Genomic DNA, 17,162 nt, shown 5'->3' on the forward strand with positions numbered 1-17,162 from the left:
CCAGAGTAAACACATGAAAAATGATATTACTGTTTTGGTACTGTAGTGACGAATTGAAAAAACCAACGGAGTCAATTATCATTCGCCTGCACAAAGCCCAGAATTGAATTGAGATAAATTTCATGCATTTAGCCTAGAAATAAGAAAAGCTATTTCTACTTTCTACCAAAAGTTTATATCTTTGTGCTCCTGTATTTTGAATATAATAACAACCTTACAATATGTTTGAAAGTTTAAGTAACAGATTAGAACGCTCGTTTAAGATACTGAAAGGTGAAGGTAAGATCACCGAAATAAACGTTGCGGAAACCCTCAAAGACGTACGCCGTGCATTGCTCGACGCCGATGTCAACTATAAAACAGCGAAGCAGTTTACCGAAACCGTCAAGGAAAAAGCGATGGGCCAGAATGTGCTTACAGCAGTGAAGCCTGAGCAATTGATGGTAAAAATAGTACACGACGAACTTGCCGGCCTGATGGGCGGACAGGCTACAGACATCAACCTGAAAGGTAGCCCTGCCATTATACTGATGTCGGGTCTTCAAGGATCGGGTAAGACTACCTTTTCGGGTAAGCTTGCCAGGATGCTCAAGTCGAAGAGAGGCAAAAACCCGTTGCTGGTAGCAGGCGACGTTTACCGTCCTGCAGCTATCGAACAGTTGAAAATACTGGGTACACAGATCGATGTTCCTGTATATTTCGAAGAGGATAATAAGAATCCTGTACAGATTGCACAAAACGGTATTAAGCAGGCGAAACAAAATGGCAACGACCTTGTCATTATCGATACCGCCGGACGCCTTGCCGTAGACGAGGAGATGATGAAGGAGATAGCTGCAATAAAAGCTGCTGTCAACCCTGACGAAATATTGTTTGTGGTAGATTCTATGACGGGACAGGATGCTGTAAACACCGCCAAGGAATTTAACGACCGTCTCAATTTTGATGGGGTGGTGCTTACCAAGCTCGATGGTGATACCCGTGGTGGTGCCGCACTGTCTATCCGCTCGGTTGTAGACAAGCCTATCAAGTTTGTGGGTACAGGCGAGAAAATGGAGGCAATTGATGTCTTCCATCCTGAACGTATGGCCGACCGTATCCTCGGCATGGGTGATATCGTTTCACTCGTGGAAAGGGCGCAAGAGCAATACGACGAAGAAGAAGCACGCCGCCTGCAAAAGAAAATAGCCAAGAACCAGTTCGACTTCAACGACTTTATCGGGCAGATACAGCAGATAAAGAAGATGGGTAACCTCAAGGAACTGGCTTCCATGATTCCAGGAGTGGGCAAGGCAATTAAAGACCTTGATATAGATGATGATGCTTTCAAAAGTATTGAGGCTATCATCTACTCTATGACTCCAAAGGAGCGTTCGAACCCTGAAATATTGAATGGCAGCCGCCGCCAACGTATCGCCAAAGGTAGCGGAACTTCTATCCAGGAGGTAAATAAGCTGATAAAGCAATTTGACGACACCCGCAAGATGATGAAGATGATGACGCAGATGAAGGGTGGTAAGATGCCGAAGATGAAGAGGAGGTAAAATTTACTTTAAGATTTTTATTACAGAAAATAATTATTTAATTTGTAATTAGTCCTCTTTCTATAAGAGTTAGTACATAATGAAATTTAGCAAAAATAGATCAATAGAAAACGGGTGTTTTACCTCTGAATATTTGGAGGTTAGCTTGTTTTTACTAGAGAGAGAGCATAATCTAATAATAAATAAGGACAAATCCTGCCCTTTTCAAATAAGTATATATAATCATTTATATATGCTTTTTTTGTATACATATACCACTTATATCAATATGGTATATTTTACTTTTTTATCACTAAAAGTAAAACAATTTTCCTCAAAAACAAAGTATTTCATTTTTTCTACTAATCAGGTGGAAGGAGTCGTTATATCTGGTGGGCAGATTTTTTCCATTACAAAACAAGTATTCCCTAATCTCTATCTATGAATCCTTAAAACTATACTAAATGAAAAATTATTTAACAATTGCACCTCCTGTTATCAGCTTTATTCTGATATTCTTATCAGCTTTTGCTATTTATTATTTTTATCCTTTATATGGCGATGATTGGATATATTCTTGCGTTTTTATAGAAGGTCCTGGAGGAGCAGAGTATTCAACTCATCGGATTTCGAGTATAGGAGACATTATAACCTCTCAATATAATCATTATATGAACTGGGGAGGCCGGACAGTTGTACATGTTATAGACCAGGTTCTTCTTGCCATACCTGCTTTCTGGCGGATTTCTCTGAACTCTTTGGCCTTTGCGGCCTTTGTCGCATTAATATATCGCTATTGTAATGTGAATAAACCTTTTAATATATATTTGACAGTTCTTATTATAGCTTTACTTTGGATTTTTACTCCATATCTATCATGTGTTATATTTTGGACTACAGGTAGTGCCAATTATTTATGGGGGACGCTTATCCTTTTGCTATTTTTATATCCTTATTATAAATCCGTCTTTTTTAAACCTATATCTGCTAATAAATATTACTATATATTTTTCCCTATATTAGGTCTAATTGCTGGATGGACTAACGAAGCGTCAGTATGTGCTACAATTGCTGTAATTTTTATGTATTGTTTTTATCAGATAAAAAATAAGAATAGAATTCCGAAATGGGCCATATTAGGAATATTTACATTTTTTATTGGCGCATTGCTAATGATGTTTGCTCCTGGAAATTTTGTTAGGGCTGAATTAATTGGTGCTAAAAATAGTATATTTTATAACCTAAAAGCTACATTATATACTATATACTCATTTAAACTTTATTTATTCTATTTGATTTATGTATTATATCTTTTATACGCTTATGCTAAAAAGACAAATCGGAAAATAATATATTCTTCTATTTCCTTTTTTACATTTGGTTGTATTTCAAATATTTCACTTTTGTTTTCACCTATGTTTCCTGAACATTCTGCCTTCTTTTTCTCAGTAATAACTACAATTATTGCTATAGGTATAATTTTTAATTCTTTATTTAATTATAGTATATGCATAAAAAGAATAAGTGTGTGTGTTATTGGTATTCTTTTTCTACTTTTCTGCCTTAAATATTATACTATATTTAGTTCTTTGATAAAAATTAACGAATTTGCTAATTATAGAGAGCTACTGATAGACGAAGAAATAAAAAAAGGGAATTTAGATATTATTGTACCAGCTAGTCCGTATGAAAAAAATATGAAAAATATATGGTTTAAAGATTTTAGTGATGACCATCTAAAATATCCCAACCCTCAATATGCAAAATACAGAGGAATTAATTCTATAAGAATAGAATCCAATAGTAACGAATAACTTGCAGACAAGTTAAGGGTTGTTTACAAAAGCAACCCTTTTTTTATTCTCCTCCCATCGCCCCGTTTCACATATCTCCAGGCATCATAGAGCATCAGGAAACCTCTACTTCCTCGCCAGATACATCGAACATACCCCCATCGTATAAGTCTTATAAAAAGCCTCAGAGAAGCCGTTTTTCAACAAGGCGGCTACCATATCCTTGCCTTGTATAAATGCCTCTATCGACTTCGGAAGATAGGAATACGCTGTTTTATCTTTCGATATCAACCGCCCGATAGTAGGAATGAACAAGCGTGAATAAAGCCAGTACCCCTGCTTCATGGGAAAATGGCGCGGAGTAGACAATTCGAGTATCATCAGTTGTCCTCCCGGTTTCAATACCCGAAGAATCTCTTTCAGCCCCTTGTCCAGGTCTTCGAAATTGCGTATGCCGAATGCTACCATTGCGGCATCGAACGAATCGTCGGGCAAGTCGAGAGCCATACAGTCCTGTTTATCGAAGAATATAAACTCCGACAGCCCTGCCTTCTCTACTTTCTGACGGCCCACATCCATCATGCCTTCCGATATGTCGATACCGAGAATAGACTGAGGCTTTAGCGTATCGTATGCCTGTATTGCCAGGTCGCCCGTGCCTGTTGCTATATCAAGTATCGTTTGAGGATTTTGCTTGCTGAGCATAGACAGCCCTTTCTTGCGCCACCCTATATCGAAGCCTATTGACATGGTACGGTTCAGCGTATCGTAATTTTCGGCAATGGAATCGAACATACGCTCTACTTGTGCGCCTTTGTTTTCATCGCCCGAATAAGGGACTATCTTTTCTACATTGTATGTCATATTATTCTTCCTCGTAATAGGTGGGTTCTTTGCCGAAATATCTCAAATATTCGAATAATTCATCATCGTAGATCTCAGTCACCTTAGTCTTGTTGCCCTCGGCTATCATCTGGAACGGGTCAGTAGAATTGTCTACCAACAGCCAATAATCGCAGATAGGCACAAACATGGAAAACAGGTTTTTCATACCTGCGAAATACCTGCGGCGCACGACATTTTCGGGAACATAGTGCCCACCGAAACGTACCCGTTGCTCAACCCTGTGGATGGCCAGTTCGGGCGATTCGAGCCAGAAATAGATCAGTGTCACAAAATAGCCTTGTTCTTGTGCCCTCCTGATAAAGTTGGCATACGACTTGGTAGCCAAGGTCGTTTCCACAGCAAAATCTTCCTGTAGGTGGAGCATTTCATTCATACGCATAATCATAATGCGCCCGGCTTCTATCGACACCGATTCGGGTTGGAATGGAGACAAGCCTTTAGCTATCTCGTCGGCATTGATAAATTCCTTACAGTCGAGCATTTTAGGGAACATGGCATACGATGCGGTTGTTTTTCCCGCACCATTGCACCCTGATATGATGTAGAGATTCGGCATATTGATGTCAGTTAACAGTCAACAGTTAACAGTATTTATCTCAGTTTCAGATAATCATTTATATTCTTCTCTATACGTGCCAACACGTCGCCGGCCTCAGCTTTTACAAACTTTTCGCCCACTATTTTCTCGTACAGTTCGATATAACGTTCGGATACGCTGTTGCAATATTCCTCGGTCATTTCGGGTACTTGTTGTCCTTCTTTCCCTTGAAATCCGTTATCCATAAGCCATTTGCGCACAAACTCTTTCGATAGCTGGCGTTGCTCTTCTCCTTTTTCGAACAATTCCTGATAGGTATCTGCATAGAAATAACGCGAAGAATCGGGCGTATGTATTTCGTCTATCAGGTAGATTTTACCGTCTTTTTTACCAAACTCGTATTTGGTATCTACAAGAATCAGGTTCTTTTGCGCAGCCATCTCCGTACCGCGTTGGAACAAGGCGTAGGTATATTTTTCCAATTGCTCGTATTCTTCCTTGCTCACCAACCCTTGCGATATTATTTCCTCTTTCGATATATTCTCGTCGTGCCCCACGTCTTCTTTTGTGGTAGGGGTAATGATAGGTGTAGGGAACTTTTCATTTTCTTTCATCCCTTCGGGCAGCGGCACTCCGCACAGAGTTCTTGCTCCGGCCTTATATTCGCGCCATGCACTTCCGGTAAGATATCCGCGGATTACCATTTCTACTTTATATTGTTCGCAACGCAATCCTGCTGTAACCATAGGGTCGGGAGTAGCCAGTTTCCAGTTGGGAACGATGTCGGCTGTAGCATCCAAAAACTTTGCTGCAATCTGGTTCAGTACTTGTCCTTTGTATGGTATGCCCTGAGGCAGAACAACATCGAATGCCGAAATGCGGTCGGAAGCTATCATCAGCAACAGGTCGTCGCCAATGGAATAAACATCCCTTACTTTGCCGTGATATACATCTGTCTGGCCTGCGAAATTGAAATCGGTTCTTACTAAAGTATTCTTCATTTTTATATATTGTTATTTGTTTTGTTTATATAACAAAAAAGCACACCCAAAGTTACACTAAAGTTGCTTAAAATACAATTAACATCTATTTTCCGATTATAAATCTGATGAAATAGAGGCGAAACAGAGTAAAATTACCCGCGATGGTAAAAATTTTCATTTAATAAAACAGCCTATCTTTTCCCAGCATATTTCTAACATTCTGCCTATGTACACAACACATCACCTTCTCACTCATAATACTCTATCTTCCGCACCGCCACATTATCGAGCCCTCCTTCCGGCTTTGTGCGCCTGCGGATTATCCAGTTGCCATTGTGGTCGTATTCGTATTCGAACAGCAATACCGTACCTTCTTCGTCCCAGGCGGTAAAGTATTCGATGTGAATAACGTCCCCTTTGTCATTGTATTTGAAATGCAGCCGTGCTTCGGGATTCATTTCGAATATAACCTGTTCGTTTTCGTCATATTTCACCAAACGGTAGGGACGTTCCAATCCCTCTTCCCTCCATTCTTTTGTGAGGTTACCCTTGTCATCGTACAAAAATGAAATTACACTGTTATACTCGTCTACACTTTTTGACAACAACCCCTTATTCGAATACCCATAAGAGGTCTTTGCATCCCCGATATAGCTTTCGGTCAGCCTATCGTTTTCATCATACCTGAATGTTTGGATTGCCGGACTAAAGAAAGATCTTCCATCAATCTCCATCTCGGAAAAAGAACCATCTTCCTTTTCCAGCGGCTGTATGCTTCTCTTCACCAGCATGCCCTTGTGGTCGTATTCGCAAACAACAGTCCCCAATTCATCTTGGTCGGAACGAAGAAGCATGCCCTGCTCATTATACGAGTATGTACTATTATATATATGGTTTTCCCAAACCACCTTTTCCTCTACACGGCTGACACTTCCCTTCAGGTTTTCTTTTTTGAGGTCGGTTGTTTTTACATAACTGTTTCGGATGGAAGCCTGCTTTGTCTCATCTTTCGGAAAACTGCAAGAATATACGTTTGCAACTAATGATGAGCCGGTTAAAGCTAAACAGATCAATGTTTTGAGTTTCATAAGTTATTGTTTCAGGTGAATATTAAAAACCAGTGGCAAGTTAATAGAAATAACGATAGCCAACAAGAAGAAAAGGGTGCATTTAGAGAGCAACAATCTCGATATTACTCTTTACCTGCTGGCAAAGTTTCTGGATTGCTGGCAGTACCAGATAGAATCTTAGTAACTGTTTTGTCTTTTTTGTTTTCTGACTTCCCCCCTCACTGCCACGTAATTAATGGCATAGCCATTCCGGCAACAATTTACCCGCTTCTCAAAACAAAAACACCAAATATCCAACAAGCACAAATTAAAATCACTAAATTTGAGATTCTAAACTAGTACGATATGCTTGTAAAACTATACGAAGAAAATCCCAACCCCAAAGAGGTGGATAAGGTGGTGGAAGTGCTGCAAAACGGCGGACTTGTTATCTACCCCACCGATACGGTATATGCCATTGGGTGCGATGCCCTCAACGTACGTGCAGTAGAAGCTATCTGCAAGATGAAAAATATAAATCCGGCAAAGAGCAACCTGTCGATCATCTGCTACGACCTGAGCAATATCAGCGAATATGCAAAAGTAGACAATGCCACCTTCAAACTGATGAAGAAAAACCTGCCGGGAGCATTTACCTTCATCCTGCCCACTACTTCTTCGCTGCCTAAGATATACAAGAACAAGAAAACGGTGGGGATCCGAATTCCCGACAATAATATTATCCGCGAAATAGTCCGTGTGTTGGGCAATCCCGTACTGACCACCTCGGTGAAAGACGACGACGAAGTAATAGAATATACTACCGACCCCGAACTGATATATGAAAAATACGAAAGCCAGGTAGACATAGTGATCGACGGAGGATATGGCGGCATAGAAGCCTCTACGATAGTCGATTGCACAGACAGCGAGCCTGAAATAGTGCGTCAGGGCAAGGGTGAATTAATTTTGTAGAAGTATATTTAATCCATATATTTGCAAACATCTTTGAAATAGTCATTTTAAGGTATCAAAAATCACTGTTTCAAACTTAAAAACAATCCATATGAAAGCAAAATTGTTCTTTTTATTATCAATGACAATATTATTAGTATTGCTTTATTCCTGCGAAGATAAAGATTCGGACGGAGGACGTGGTAATACAAATAACGAGTACGTAAACAAATGGGTTTACGAAAATATGGATTTCTATTATTACTGGCGCGATAAGATGCCCTCGTATGCAAGCCTCGATAAGAATCTAGCACCAAAAAATTTCTTCGAAAAGCTGAAATTTGCTTACAATACCAGTACCTACGATGGCGACCGCTTTTCGTGGATACAGGAGAGTTATGTCGATTTGCTAAACTCCCTCAGCGGGGTTTCGTCAAAGGAGATCGGGTTTGAGTATATTCCATATATGAGGGCGGAAACAGGCTCGGAAGCCGAATTTGTAGTCGTATATGTCAAGAAAGGAACGAAAGCTGAGAGCTCGGGGCTCAAACGCGGCGATATAATCTGGAAAGTAGATGGCGTAGACCTCACCGAATCTAACTGGTCGGCAGCCCTCTATCAAAACAAATCATCGTACCGGCTCGAAGGCCCCAACTTCGACGGGGTAATCACCGTAGAACCAACAGGCACTTATGCCGAAAATCCTATCTACCTCGACCGTACTTACAACATAGCAGGCTATAACACCCCTATCGGCTACATTGTGTACAACCAGTTTACGATGGACAATGGCGACGGGTCGTACAGTTACGACAAGCAGATAAACAGCATTTTCTCGCGGTTCGAATCGGAAGGGGTAAAAGATGTTATCCTCGACCTCCGTTACAACGGCGGCGGATATGTTTCGTGCGTTGTAAACATAGGTAGCGCACTTGTGCCAAACAGGAATACAAGCAATGTCTTCTTCTACAAAGACTACAACTCTGTATTCGATGCTTATGCGAAAGAAGAGCTTGGAAGCGACTATGATACTTTTGTAAACGATTATTTCAAAGACAATATCGAAATGCTAAACTCGCGCGGAAAAGTAACCATTGCCGACCGTATCCCTAATTTTGGCGATAAAATCAATAAGCTTTATATATTGGTAGGTGCTAACTCTGCTTCTGCCAGCGAACTGATTATAAACGGGCTTATCCCCTACATGAGCGATAAAATGGTGCTGATCGGCGCTACTACATATGGCAAGAATGTAGGTTCGGTAACACTATACCGCGAAAACGACAACCGTAATAAGTGGGGCATTCAGCCGATTGTCTCCCGCTCGTACAACAGCGACGATGATTCCGAATACGGAGGAGGATTTACGCCGGGCAAACAAGTGCAAGGCGCATTAGTAAACGAGTTTGCCGGCATTATGGAAAACGGGCTGAAGCCATTGGGCGACGAAAACGAAACATTGCTCGCCTATGCCCTCAGCATGATAACCGGAAAAGCAAAATCGGCAACATTGAAGTCGGCCGCCGCCCTACCTCCTGCCCGGCAGATAGGATCTTCCTTCGGATTGAAACCGGGAGCGTACGATATGGTAATTAACGACAATAAAGTCCAACAATTAATAGACTCACAATTTTAACAAGCTAGAGAATATATACCGATGAAAGTAATGAAATTTGGCGGCACCTCTATTGGTTCGGCCGCTAATATAGCCAATGTAAAAAAAATAATAGGAGAAGTAAAAGCTCCTATAGTGATTGTTGTTTCAGCTTTCAAAGGTATAACGGACAAACTGCTGCTCACCTCGCAAATGGCTGCTGCCGGCGATTATTCGTACGAACGTGAATTTCGCGAGATAGTAGAACAGCACATTACGGTAGTAGGCAAGCTCGACATGCCGGACGATAAGAAACAGATGCTCGAAAAAGAAGTAAACAAGCTGCTCGAAGAGCTCAGCAATATATTCAAAGGAGTATTCCTTATCAACGACCTGTCGCCTAAAACATCCGATAAGATCGTCAGTTACGGCGAGCGGCTGTCTTCGCTCATCATCAGTTATGCCTTCGATGAACTCGAACTAATGGATGCGGCACAACTGATAAAGACCGATTCGGCTTTCGGCAAGCATACACCTGATATAGAATTGTCGAACAAATTGATTCAGGATGCTTTCCGGTCTTCTTCCCAAAAGATACTTGTCGCAGGATTTATCTCCACCTGTAAAACTACAGGCGAGATAACCAACCTCGGACGTGGAGGTTCCGATTATACTGCCGCCATATTTGCTTCGGCGCTCGATGCAAATATACTGGAGATATGGACAGATGTAGACGGTTTTATGTCGGCCGACCCAAAAGTGATAAACGGCGCACACGTCATAGAAACCTTATCGTTTACCGAGGCTACCGAACTTTGCAACTTCGGGGCAAAAATTATCTATCCACCGACAATTTTCCCTGTCTATCACAAAAACATCCCTATCAGGATAAAAAATACATTCCGCCCCGATGCACCGGGTACATATATATCACACAACGGCGAGCAGAAAAAAAGCAAGGCGTTGATAAAGGGTATATCTTCTATTGCCGACTCGTGCCTGATAACAGTGCAAGGGCTGGGTATGGTTGGTATCATCGGCGTAAACTTCCGTATATTCCGCGCTTTGGCAAAGAATGGCATCAGCGTATTCCTTGTTTCGCAGGCATCGTCCGAAAACAGTACATCTATCGGTGTACGTTCGGTAGACGCCGAACTGGCAGTGCATGTACTCGAAGAAGAATTTGAGAAAGAGATTGCGCTGGGCAGCATCAACCGGGTATTGCTCGAAACCGAACTGGCAACTGTCGCCATCGTAGGCGAGAATATGAAATATACACCGGGCATCGCCGGTAAATTGTTCGAAACGCTTGGCAAAAGCGGTATCAGCGTCATTGCCTGCGCACAAGGGGCATCGGAGGTGAATATTTCTTTTGTAATCAAGAATAAGCATCTGCGCAAAGCGTTGAACTCGATACACGATTCTTTTTTCCTTTCAGATTATAAAGCACTGAACCTTTTCATCACAGGTATCGGTACAGTAGGCAACGATCTCATCGGGCAAATCAAACATCAGCAACCAAAACTTATGGAACAATACGGCTTGAAGCTGAATGTAGTAGGCATCGCACGCGGACGCAAAGCTTTATTCTGCCGCGAGGGGCTGAACCTTGACAACTACAGGGAAGAGCTCAATGCAAAAGGCATTGACAGCAGCCCTGCGATATTGAGAGATAATATTGTCAATATGAATATATTCAACGCCGTATTTGTAGATTGTACAGCCAGCGAAGATGTGGCAAAGATATACGGCGACCTGATGGCAAACAATATATCGGTGGTTACGGCAAATAAGGTAGCTGCTTCGTCGTCGTACGACAATTACCTGAAACTGAAAAATACAGCGCGCGAACGCAATATAAAGTTCCTGTTCGAAACGAATGTAGGGGCAGGATTGCCTATTATAAACACAATGAACTCTCTGGTTAACTCCGGCGATAAAATCGTGAAAATAGAAGCCGTATTGTCCGGAACACTGAATTTTATCTTCAATACCATCAGTGCCGAAATCCCATTCAGCAAAGCCATCCATCTGGCCAAAGAATACGGCTATGCCGAACCCGACCCGCGTATCGACCTCAGCGGTATGGATGTGGTAAGGAAGTTGGTTATACTCACCCGCGAAGCCGGCTACTGCGTAGAGCAGCAGGATGTGGTAAAAAACCTGTTTATACCGAAGAAATACTTCGACGGTTCGCTCGATGAGTTTTGGCAGACAATAGATGAAATGGACGGTGAATTTGAGTCGAGAAGGAAGAAACTGGAGGCAGAACATAAACACTTGCGCTTTGTTGCCAAATACGAAAACGGGAAATGTGAAGTAGGATTGCAGGAAGTAGGACAAAACCATCCGTTCTACGACCTCGAAGGCAGCAACAATATTATTCAGATCACTACCGAAAGGTACAACGAATACCCGATGATAATAAAAGGATACGGAGCCGGCGCCAGCGTTACGGCAGCAGGCGTATTCTCCGATATTATCAGTATAGCCAATGTGCGGTAAGCGATGAGAAATTTCTTGGTTTTGGCTATCACCGGACTATTGCTCACCTGTTGCTCCGGAAATTACCCCAAAGAGGGAATTGTCTATAAGAAGGAGTTTCGCAAGGCTAAGAAAGGAACTAAGATAGAAAAGCGGACTAAGACACAGGTAAGGCGGAACTATTCGGTTGTAACAGAATACAATGTTACACGAAGGGTAGCCTATCCCAACAGATGGGTACTCTATGTAATATCGGATGAAAACGACACGCTCGAGTTTTTTGCAAAAAAGGAAGTATTCGATACAGTGCCGATAGGCGCGTTGCTACCCCTCGATACACTGAGAGGTACCTTTGTCGAACCGCATTCTGCAACATCATCGCATTAAGGATTAATTGAAAAGAGGCTATGAATAAGATATCTAAACCAAGACAATCAAATTTCGAACTACTGAGGCTGGTTTGTATGTTTCTTATCGTGCTGCTTCACCTGGTTGCTTCCAGCCCGATGCATGGCATGAATGCCTCGGGAATATTCATCAGCAGTTTTCTATTCATCGCTGTAAATTGTTTTATCCTTATATCCGGCTTTTTCGGCATCCGTGCTACATTCAAAGGCTTTTTCAAGCTGTACCTTACTTGCGTGTTCTATTCTTTGGCCATACTAATTATATTCTCCGTTTGCAATAATGAGTATGACATCAAATCCATTATCTATAGCTTCTTCCCGTTTTCGCGATCGGGCATGTGGTTTGTTACCAGCTACATTATCCTCTTTCTGTTATCTCCCATGCTGAATAAGGTGGTAGATAATTGCACAAAAAGGGAGTTTGTAATACTTCTTGGAGCATGGGGCATCGTAACATTCTACTTCGGCTATTTTTGGAACGAGGGGATTAATGTAAGCGGTTACAATGCCGTGAATTTTATCTTCCTCTACCTGATTGGCAGGTTTATAGCCCTGTATATAGCCGGGAATAAATCGCGGGCATTTTACATGGGTATGTATATCCTATTCTCCCTGATAACGGCAGGTATCGGGCTTGCAATATATCACTTTATGGCACTTGGCATTCATTTCGATACCGGAATCAGGTGGGTGAGGCAATTCGCTCTCTCCTACAACAATCCGTTTATTATAGTTGCTGCAATCTCTTTTTTTCTGTTTTTTAGGAAATTTCGTTTCAGCAGCAAAACAGTAAACTGGGCGGCTTCATCTTGCCTCCCTATTTACCTGATTCACGAAAACAGCCATATTTCACAATATATACACCAATTGACCGGCAGACTGGCTCCAGTTATCGAAAGTGAATGGCTTTATGTTATTTTCTTATTCTTTTTAGCTGCTTTTATCGTAATAACCTGCATCTTAATAGACAAAGTAAGAATGCTGATAACCGACCCTATCGAACGATTAATTGCTAAAATGAATTTAGACATATATTTCAGTAAATTTATAGATAAACTAACAGCTTATATTAAATAATAATAATTAAACATGAAAACAATCATAATACTAGCCGATGGCGCAGCAGACGAACCCATCGCAGCACTAGGGGGGAAAACTCCCCTGCAAGCGGCAAAAAAGCCATATATTGATATGCTGGCAGCAAAAGGGAAGAGTGGCGAACTGGATACTATCCCTCCCGGATTTAAACCGGGTAGCGAGATAGCCAACTTGTCGGTATTGGGATACGATGTGCCCAAAGTGTTCGAAGGACGTGGTTCGCTCGAAGCAGCCAGTATGGGGGTAGATATTCTTCCCGGTGAAATGGCGATGCGTTGCAATATTATCTGTATCAAAGATGGTAAGATAAAAAACCATTCGGCAGGGCATATTTCGAATGAAGAAGCTGCCGAGCTTATCCGCTTTCTGGATGAGAAATTGAACGATGGAAAGGTAAGTTTCTACCCCGGAGTATCGTACCGCCACCTGCTGAAACTAAAAGGAGGCAATAAGAATATCGACTGTGCCGCTCCGCACGACGAAATAGGTACGCCATTCGGCGATGTGATGATAAAGGCCGAAACACCCGAAGCACAGGAAACTGCCGATTACCTGAACAGCCTGATATTGAAATCGCAGGAACTACTGAAAGACCATCCGGTAAACCTCAAGCGTATGGCAGAAGGCAAAGACCCTGCCAACAGTATTTGGCCCTGGTCGCCGGGCTATCGTCCGCAAATGCAAACCTTGCAGGAATTGTTCGGGGTAAAAAGCGGATCGGTCATTTCGGCTGTCGACCTGATTATGGGTATCGGCGTTTATGCCGGGCTGAAACAAATACATGTAGAAGGCGCGACAGGGCTTTATGATACCAATTACGAAGGAAAGGCTCAGGCCGCCATCGACGCCTTAAAAACCGATGATTTCGTCTATCTGCACATAGAAGCCAGCGACGAAGCCGGTCACGAAGGCGATTACGAATTGAAGGTGAAAACTATCGAATATCTCGACAATCGCGTAGTACGTACAATCTATGAGGCAACAAAAGACTGGGACGAACCGGTTACTATCGCCATCCTGCCCGACCATCCTACGCCATGTGCGATAAAAACGCATACCAGCAAGCCTGTTCCCTTCCTGATATACCGTCCGGATGGAGAAAGCGACAATGTACAGGTTTACGATGAATTCGAGTCTCCAAAAGGAACATATGGTTTAATCAAAGGCAGGGAGTTTATGGAATTATTGTTTAATAACAAATAAACAGCCTGATTATACAAAACAACAGGAAGCTACAACAAGCAAACAGCAGGGCAAACGCATGAAAAAATGATATTCCAGTTTTGACTACTGTAGGGGCGAATTATCATTCGCCCGCAGGTTTTTTCTATTTCGGGCGAATGATAATTCGCCCCTACAAAACTCAGAATTGAGTTCGGATAGATTTCATACGTTTGCCCTGAAGCAAACAGGTCGCGGTTTCCTGTTATTTTTTTGCGATAGCCGCCTCTCTTATCAAAATGGATAGCCTATACCAAAGTGAAATGCAGCCCGTTTCCATGCCGGCCTGAAAAGCACAAAATGGCGGGAGCCTTCTTCGGGGTCATAAGCCCGCGCACCTACATCGAAGCGGAGGAGAAGGAAACTGAGGTCGAGGCGAAGCCCTACTCCATAAGCTACTGCCAGCTCCTTATAGAAGGAATTGAACTTAAACTGCCCGCCTTCCTGGTCGGGATAATCTTTTAGTGTCCAGATATTACCGGCATCGATGAATTGGGCAAATTCGAATAGGGGACTTATTTTCATACGGTTTTCGACACTAAATTCGAACTTCATATCGCCTGTCTGGTTTACAAAGTCGCTTCCTCCGGTTTTTCGCCTGTACGAACCCGGACCGAGCGAACGTGTAGACCAGCCCCGGATACTGTTGGTTCCTCCTGCAAAAAAACGCCTTTCGAACGGCAAAACATCCGAGTTGCCATAAGGGTGAGCCAAGCCCAGCCCTACGTGATATGCCAGCGAATGCTTCTTCGACAAATAGAACGTACGGGCATAATCGATCGTTCCTTTCAGATATTCGGCATAGGCAACACCCACTATTTTCTTCTGCCCAAACTGGTCCCTATCTGCTCCGTTGAGGGTAGTGACAAGGCGAGGCAAAGCACCCGAAACCTCGACAGAACCGCGCAGGCTGTATGTAGGGTAAAGTGCATTGATACGCCTTCTGTTTGTCAGTGTTATTGTATATCCCGTGCGGGCAACCAGCTGATCCCTGTAGCTTTCGCGCAGGATGGGATTGTTGTTATTGCTGAGGTAAAGGCTGTCGAATTGCTCGGAAACCCACGGCATACGTATATAGTTGATATCGAGAAAATCGAGGCTATGTGTCATACGCCCCCGCTTGCTCACCCATCCATAATTGATAGCGGCATTGAAAAACTGGCGGTCGTACTCTTTCCGATGCTGATTGGTAAGCCCCAAAGAGATACGTGTAGTAGCAGACGGCTGTTCGCGCCAGCTTTTTTTGAGCCACGGGAAAAGGAACATAGGAAAGGTAAGGCTGGTTTCTACCCCGTACTCGTAGAAATTCTGGCTCAAGAGGTCGGACTTATCGCCCGAAACAAACTCATATGCGCCTTTCAACCGTATATTCAACTGCTCGGAACCATTGAACAAATTCTGATGGCTGTACGAAACGCTTGGCGCAATACCGATATCCCCGGCAGAGTTTGTGCCGTCGAGCCCTGCCTTGAACCAGTGGGCGTTGGCAGGCAAAAGGATAATGGTGGCATCGAGCTTGGTGCTGTCGGCAGGCGACTGGCTGAAGGCAATATTCACCTGTTTTACCGCGCTCATCTTCGTATATGCCTGATAGGTATAGCTTTGTGCGAGATCGGAGTAGTAAGAGCCTTTGCGAAGGAAATTGTTGCGGGCAACAGACGAGTTTCGAAGGAATTTATTCCTTCCCCGTATGATTTTCATGCCGTGGTATTCTGTAGTATCGGCATTGCGGAAAAACCACCGTGTACGGCGTTGGTCGCGGTCGGTGGTACTGGTCATGGTGTTTATACCCGAAACTACCGTAATGTCGTTGATCCTGTAGCGCGAATAAGGCAGGCTGTCTCTGCGGGGATAGACATCGAGATACAAGTCTGCCTGATGCGAGTTGAGCGTACTGTCTACTTTGAAATAGACAAATTCTTTCGAAAAATTGTAATATCCCACATTGCGCATTATATTGTTCACGCGGATGCGCTCTTCTTCGAGCATATCCTTATCGTAGAAATCGCCTTGCTTCAGCAGTGGCTCCATAGGGATGCGCCCCATAATGCGCGCAATGGTGGTGTCGGAAATGGCATAGGTATAGTTCCGTATCTTATATGGTTCGTTCCCTTTGAGGTTGTATGTTACGGATATCTTCTTGCCTTTTATTTGCAAGGCAGTGTCTACCTCTGCATTCAGGTATCCCTGGTTATTGAGCTGTTTGCGGAGTTGTGTTGCCGAAATGGCTGTTTGCGAATTGCTGAAAACGACAGGAGCCTGCCCTATTTTGCGGATAGCCCTGGTCATCCACCTGGCAGTGTCTTGGCCGGCCATATTGTATATTTTCAACCTGAATTTGCCCAACAGGGGCAAACTGGAGTTGGGCTGCTGACGCACATAGTCTTCGAGGTCGGCAGTGGCATTTTTTGTATCGTGTTTTATCTCAATTTCATCGAGCAGGTATTTGCCTTCGGGGATGTTTTTTGTAGTGCTGCATGCTATAAAAGCAAACAGCAATGATGTGGCGAGGGTATAGTTAAGTTTTTTCATACGGAATATAAACAGATTGCAAATATACAATGTTTAACAAACTGCCTGATCTTTATAGAAAGAAACTTAATAACTGCCAC

The 17,162-nt window shown here is 42.8% G+C and carries 14 protein-coding genes; 9 read left to right on the top strand and 5 right to left on the bottom strand.

Annotation, left to right across the window (positions count from 1 at the left end; all coding sequences use genetic code 11):
• Positions 1-221 precede the first annotated feature (221 nt).
• Together ffh and D0T57_RS05420 are read left to right on the top strand one after the other, a co-directional pair.
• Positions 222-1,544 (top strand): signal recognition particle protein, encoded by a 1,323-nt coding sequence (ffh, locus tag D0T57_RS05415; RefSeq protein ID WP_163271655.1) that lies wholly within the window; start codon positions 222-224, stop codon positions 1,542-1,544.
• A 443-nt stretch (positions 1,545-1,987) separates the two neighbouring features.
• Positions 1,988-3,337: a DUF6056 family protein gene (locus tag D0T57_RS05420; protein WP_163271657.1), complete on the top strand. Its 1,350-nt coding sequence runs from the start codon at positions 1,988-1,990 to the stop codon at positions 3,335-3,337.
• 105 nt (positions 3,338-3,442) lie between these two features.
• Here the strand turns inward: D0T57_RS05420 and ubiE are convergent, their stop codons facing one another.
• The 4 genes from ubiE to D0T57_RS05440 form a co-directional block, all read right to left on the bottom strand.
• Complete coding sequence (gene ubiE / locus D0T57_RS05425) at positions 3,443-4,180, bottom strand: bifunctional demethylmenaquinone methyltransferase/2-methoxy-6-polyprenyl-1,4-benzoquinol methylase UbiE (protein ID WP_163271659.1); 738 nt, start codon at positions 4,178-4,180, stop codon at positions 3,443-3,445.
• 1 nt (position 4,181) lies between these two features.
• The gene (locus D0T57_RS05430) at positions 4,182-4,778 is read right to left on the bottom strand and encodes a zeta toxin family protein (protein ID WP_163271661.1); all 597 of its coding nucleotides are present in this window, start codon (positions 4,776-4,778) and stop codon (positions 4,182-4,184) included.
• 35 nt (positions 4,779-4,813) lie between these two features.
• Positions 4,814-5,761 carry a phosphoribosylaminoimidazolesuccinocarboxamide synthase gene (locus D0T57_RS05435; protein WP_163271663.1) on the bottom strand — a complete coding sequence of 316 codons (948 nt, stop codon included), beginning with the start codon at positions 5,759-5,761 and terminating at the stop codon, positions 4,814-4,816.
• 230 nt (positions 5,762-5,991) lie between these two features.
• Complete coding sequence (locus D0T57_RS05440; protein WP_163271665.1) at positions 5,992-6,831, bottom strand: hypothetical protein; 840 nt, start codon at positions 6,829-6,831, stop codon at positions 5,992-5,994.
• A gap of 15 nt (positions 6,832-6,846) precedes the next feature.
• Here D0T57_RS05440 and D0T57_RS05445 point away from each other — a divergent pair, with 15 nt between their 5' ends.
• The 7 genes from D0T57_RS05445 to D0T57_RS05475 all read left to right on the top strand — a co-directional run bounded on the left by D0T57_RS05445 (position 6,847) and on the right by D0T57_RS05475 (position 14,532).
• Entirely contained in the window at positions 6,847-7,152 is a 306-nt protein-coding gene (locus tag D0T57_RS05445; protein WP_163271667.1) for a hypothetical protein, read from the top strand.
• Positions 7,153-7,158: 6 nt separating this feature from the next.
• Positions 7,159-7,767 (top strand): L-threonylcarbamoyladenylate synthase, encoded by a 609-nt coding sequence (locus D0T57_RS05450; protein ID WP_163271669.1) that lies wholly within the window; start codon positions 7,159-7,161, stop codon positions 7,765-7,767.
• A gap of 91 nt (positions 7,768-7,858) precedes the next feature.
• Entirely contained in the window at positions 7,859-9,382 is a 1,524-nt protein-coding gene (locus D0T57_RS05455; protein ID WP_163271671.1) for a S41 family peptidase, read from the top strand.
• Between the two features lie 21 nt (positions 9,383-9,403).
• Complete coding sequence (gene thrA, locus D0T57_RS05460) at positions 9,404-11,845, top strand: bifunctional aspartate kinase/homoserine dehydrogenase I (RefSeq protein ID WP_163271673.1); 2,442 nt, start codon at positions 9,404-9,406, stop codon at positions 11,843-11,845.
• A gap of 3 nt (positions 11,846-11,848) precedes the next feature.
• Entirely contained in the window at positions 11,849-12,211 is a 363-nt protein-coding gene (locus D0T57_RS05465; protein WP_163271675.1) for a hypothetical protein, read from the top strand.
• Between the two features lie 20 nt (positions 12,212-12,231).
• The gene (locus tag D0T57_RS05470; protein WP_163271677.1) at positions 12,232-13,308 is read left to right on the top strand and encodes an acyltransferase family protein; all 1,077 of its coding nucleotides are present in this window, start codon (positions 12,232-12,234) and stop codon (positions 13,306-13,308) included.
• Between the two features lie 12 nt (positions 13,309-13,320).
• Positions 13,321-14,532: a cofactor-independent phosphoglycerate mutase gene (locus D0T57_RS05475; protein WP_163271679.1), complete on the top strand. Its 1,212-nt coding sequence runs from the start codon at positions 13,321-13,323 to the stop codon at positions 14,530-14,532.
• 252 nt (positions 14,533-14,784) lie between these two features.
• Here D0T57_RS05475 and D0T57_RS05480 read toward each other — a convergent pair whose 3' ends face one another.
• Positions 14,785-17,082: a BamA/TamA family outer membrane protein gene (locus D0T57_RS05480; RefSeq protein WP_163271681.1), complete on the bottom strand. Its 2,298-nt coding sequence runs from the start codon at positions 17,080-17,082 to the stop codon at positions 14,785-14,787.
• Positions 17,083-17,162 lie beyond the last annotated feature (80 nt).

It is taken from the genome of Dysgonomonas sp. 511 (assembly GCF_010501105.1).
Lineage (GTDB): Bacteria > Bacteroidota > Bacteroidia > Bacteroidales > Dysgonomonadaceae > Dysgonomonas.

What these genes read in the sequence shown, in the direction of transcription:
- ubiE (WP_163271659.1), bottom strand. Translation starts at nt 4,180, where the DNA reads ATGACATACAATGTAGAAAAGATAGTCCCTTATTCGGGCGATGAAAAC.
- D0T57_RS05450 (WP_163271669.1), top strand. Translation starts at nt 7,159, where the DNA reads ATGCTTGTAAAACTATACGAAGAAAATCCCAACCCCAAAGAGGTGGAT.
- thrA (WP_163271673.1), top strand. Translation starts at nt 9,404, where the DNA reads ATGAAAGTAATGAAATTTGGCGGCACCTCTATTGGTTCGGCCGCTAAT.
- D0T57_RS05470 (WP_163271677.1), top strand. Translation starts at nt 12,232, where the DNA reads ATGAATAAGATATCTAAACCAAGACAATCAAATTTCGAACTACTGAGG.
- D0T57_RS05465 (WP_163271675.1), top strand. Translation starts at nt 11,849, where the DNA reads ATGAGAAATTTCTTGGTTTTGGCTATCACCGGACTATTGCTCACCTGT.
- D0T57_RS05420 (WP_163271657.1), top strand. Translation starts at nt 1,988, where the DNA reads ATGAAAAATTATTTAACAATTGCACCTCCTGTTATCAGCTTTATTCTG.
- ffh (WP_163271655.1), top strand. Translation starts at nt 222, where the DNA reads ATGTTTGAAAGTTTAAGTAACAGATTAGAACGCTCGTTTAAGATACTG.
- D0T57_RS05480 (WP_163271681.1), bottom strand. Translation starts at nt 17,082, where the DNA reads ATGAAAAAACTTAACTATACCCTCGCCACATCATTGCTGTTTGCTTTT.
- D0T57_RS05430 (WP_163271661.1), bottom strand. Translation starts at nt 4,778, where the DNA reads ATGCCGAATCTCTACATCATATCAGGGTGCAATGGTGCGGGAAAAACA.
- D0T57_RS05440 (WP_163271665.1), bottom strand. Translation starts at nt 6,831, where the DNA reads ATGAAACTCAAAACATTGATCTGTTTAGCTTTAACCGGCTCATCATTA.
- D0T57_RS05435 (WP_163271663.1), bottom strand. Translation starts at nt 5,761, where the DNA reads ATGAAGAATACTTTAGTAAGAACCGATTTCAATTTCGCAGGCCAGACA.
- D0T57_RS05475 (WP_163271679.1), top strand. Translation starts at nt 13,321, where the DNA reads ATGAAAACAATCATAATACTAGCCGATGGCGCAGCAGACGAACCCATC.
- D0T57_RS05455 (WP_163271671.1), top strand. Translation starts at nt 7,859, where the DNA reads ATGAAAGCAAAATTGTTCTTTTTATTATCAATGACAATATTATTAGTA.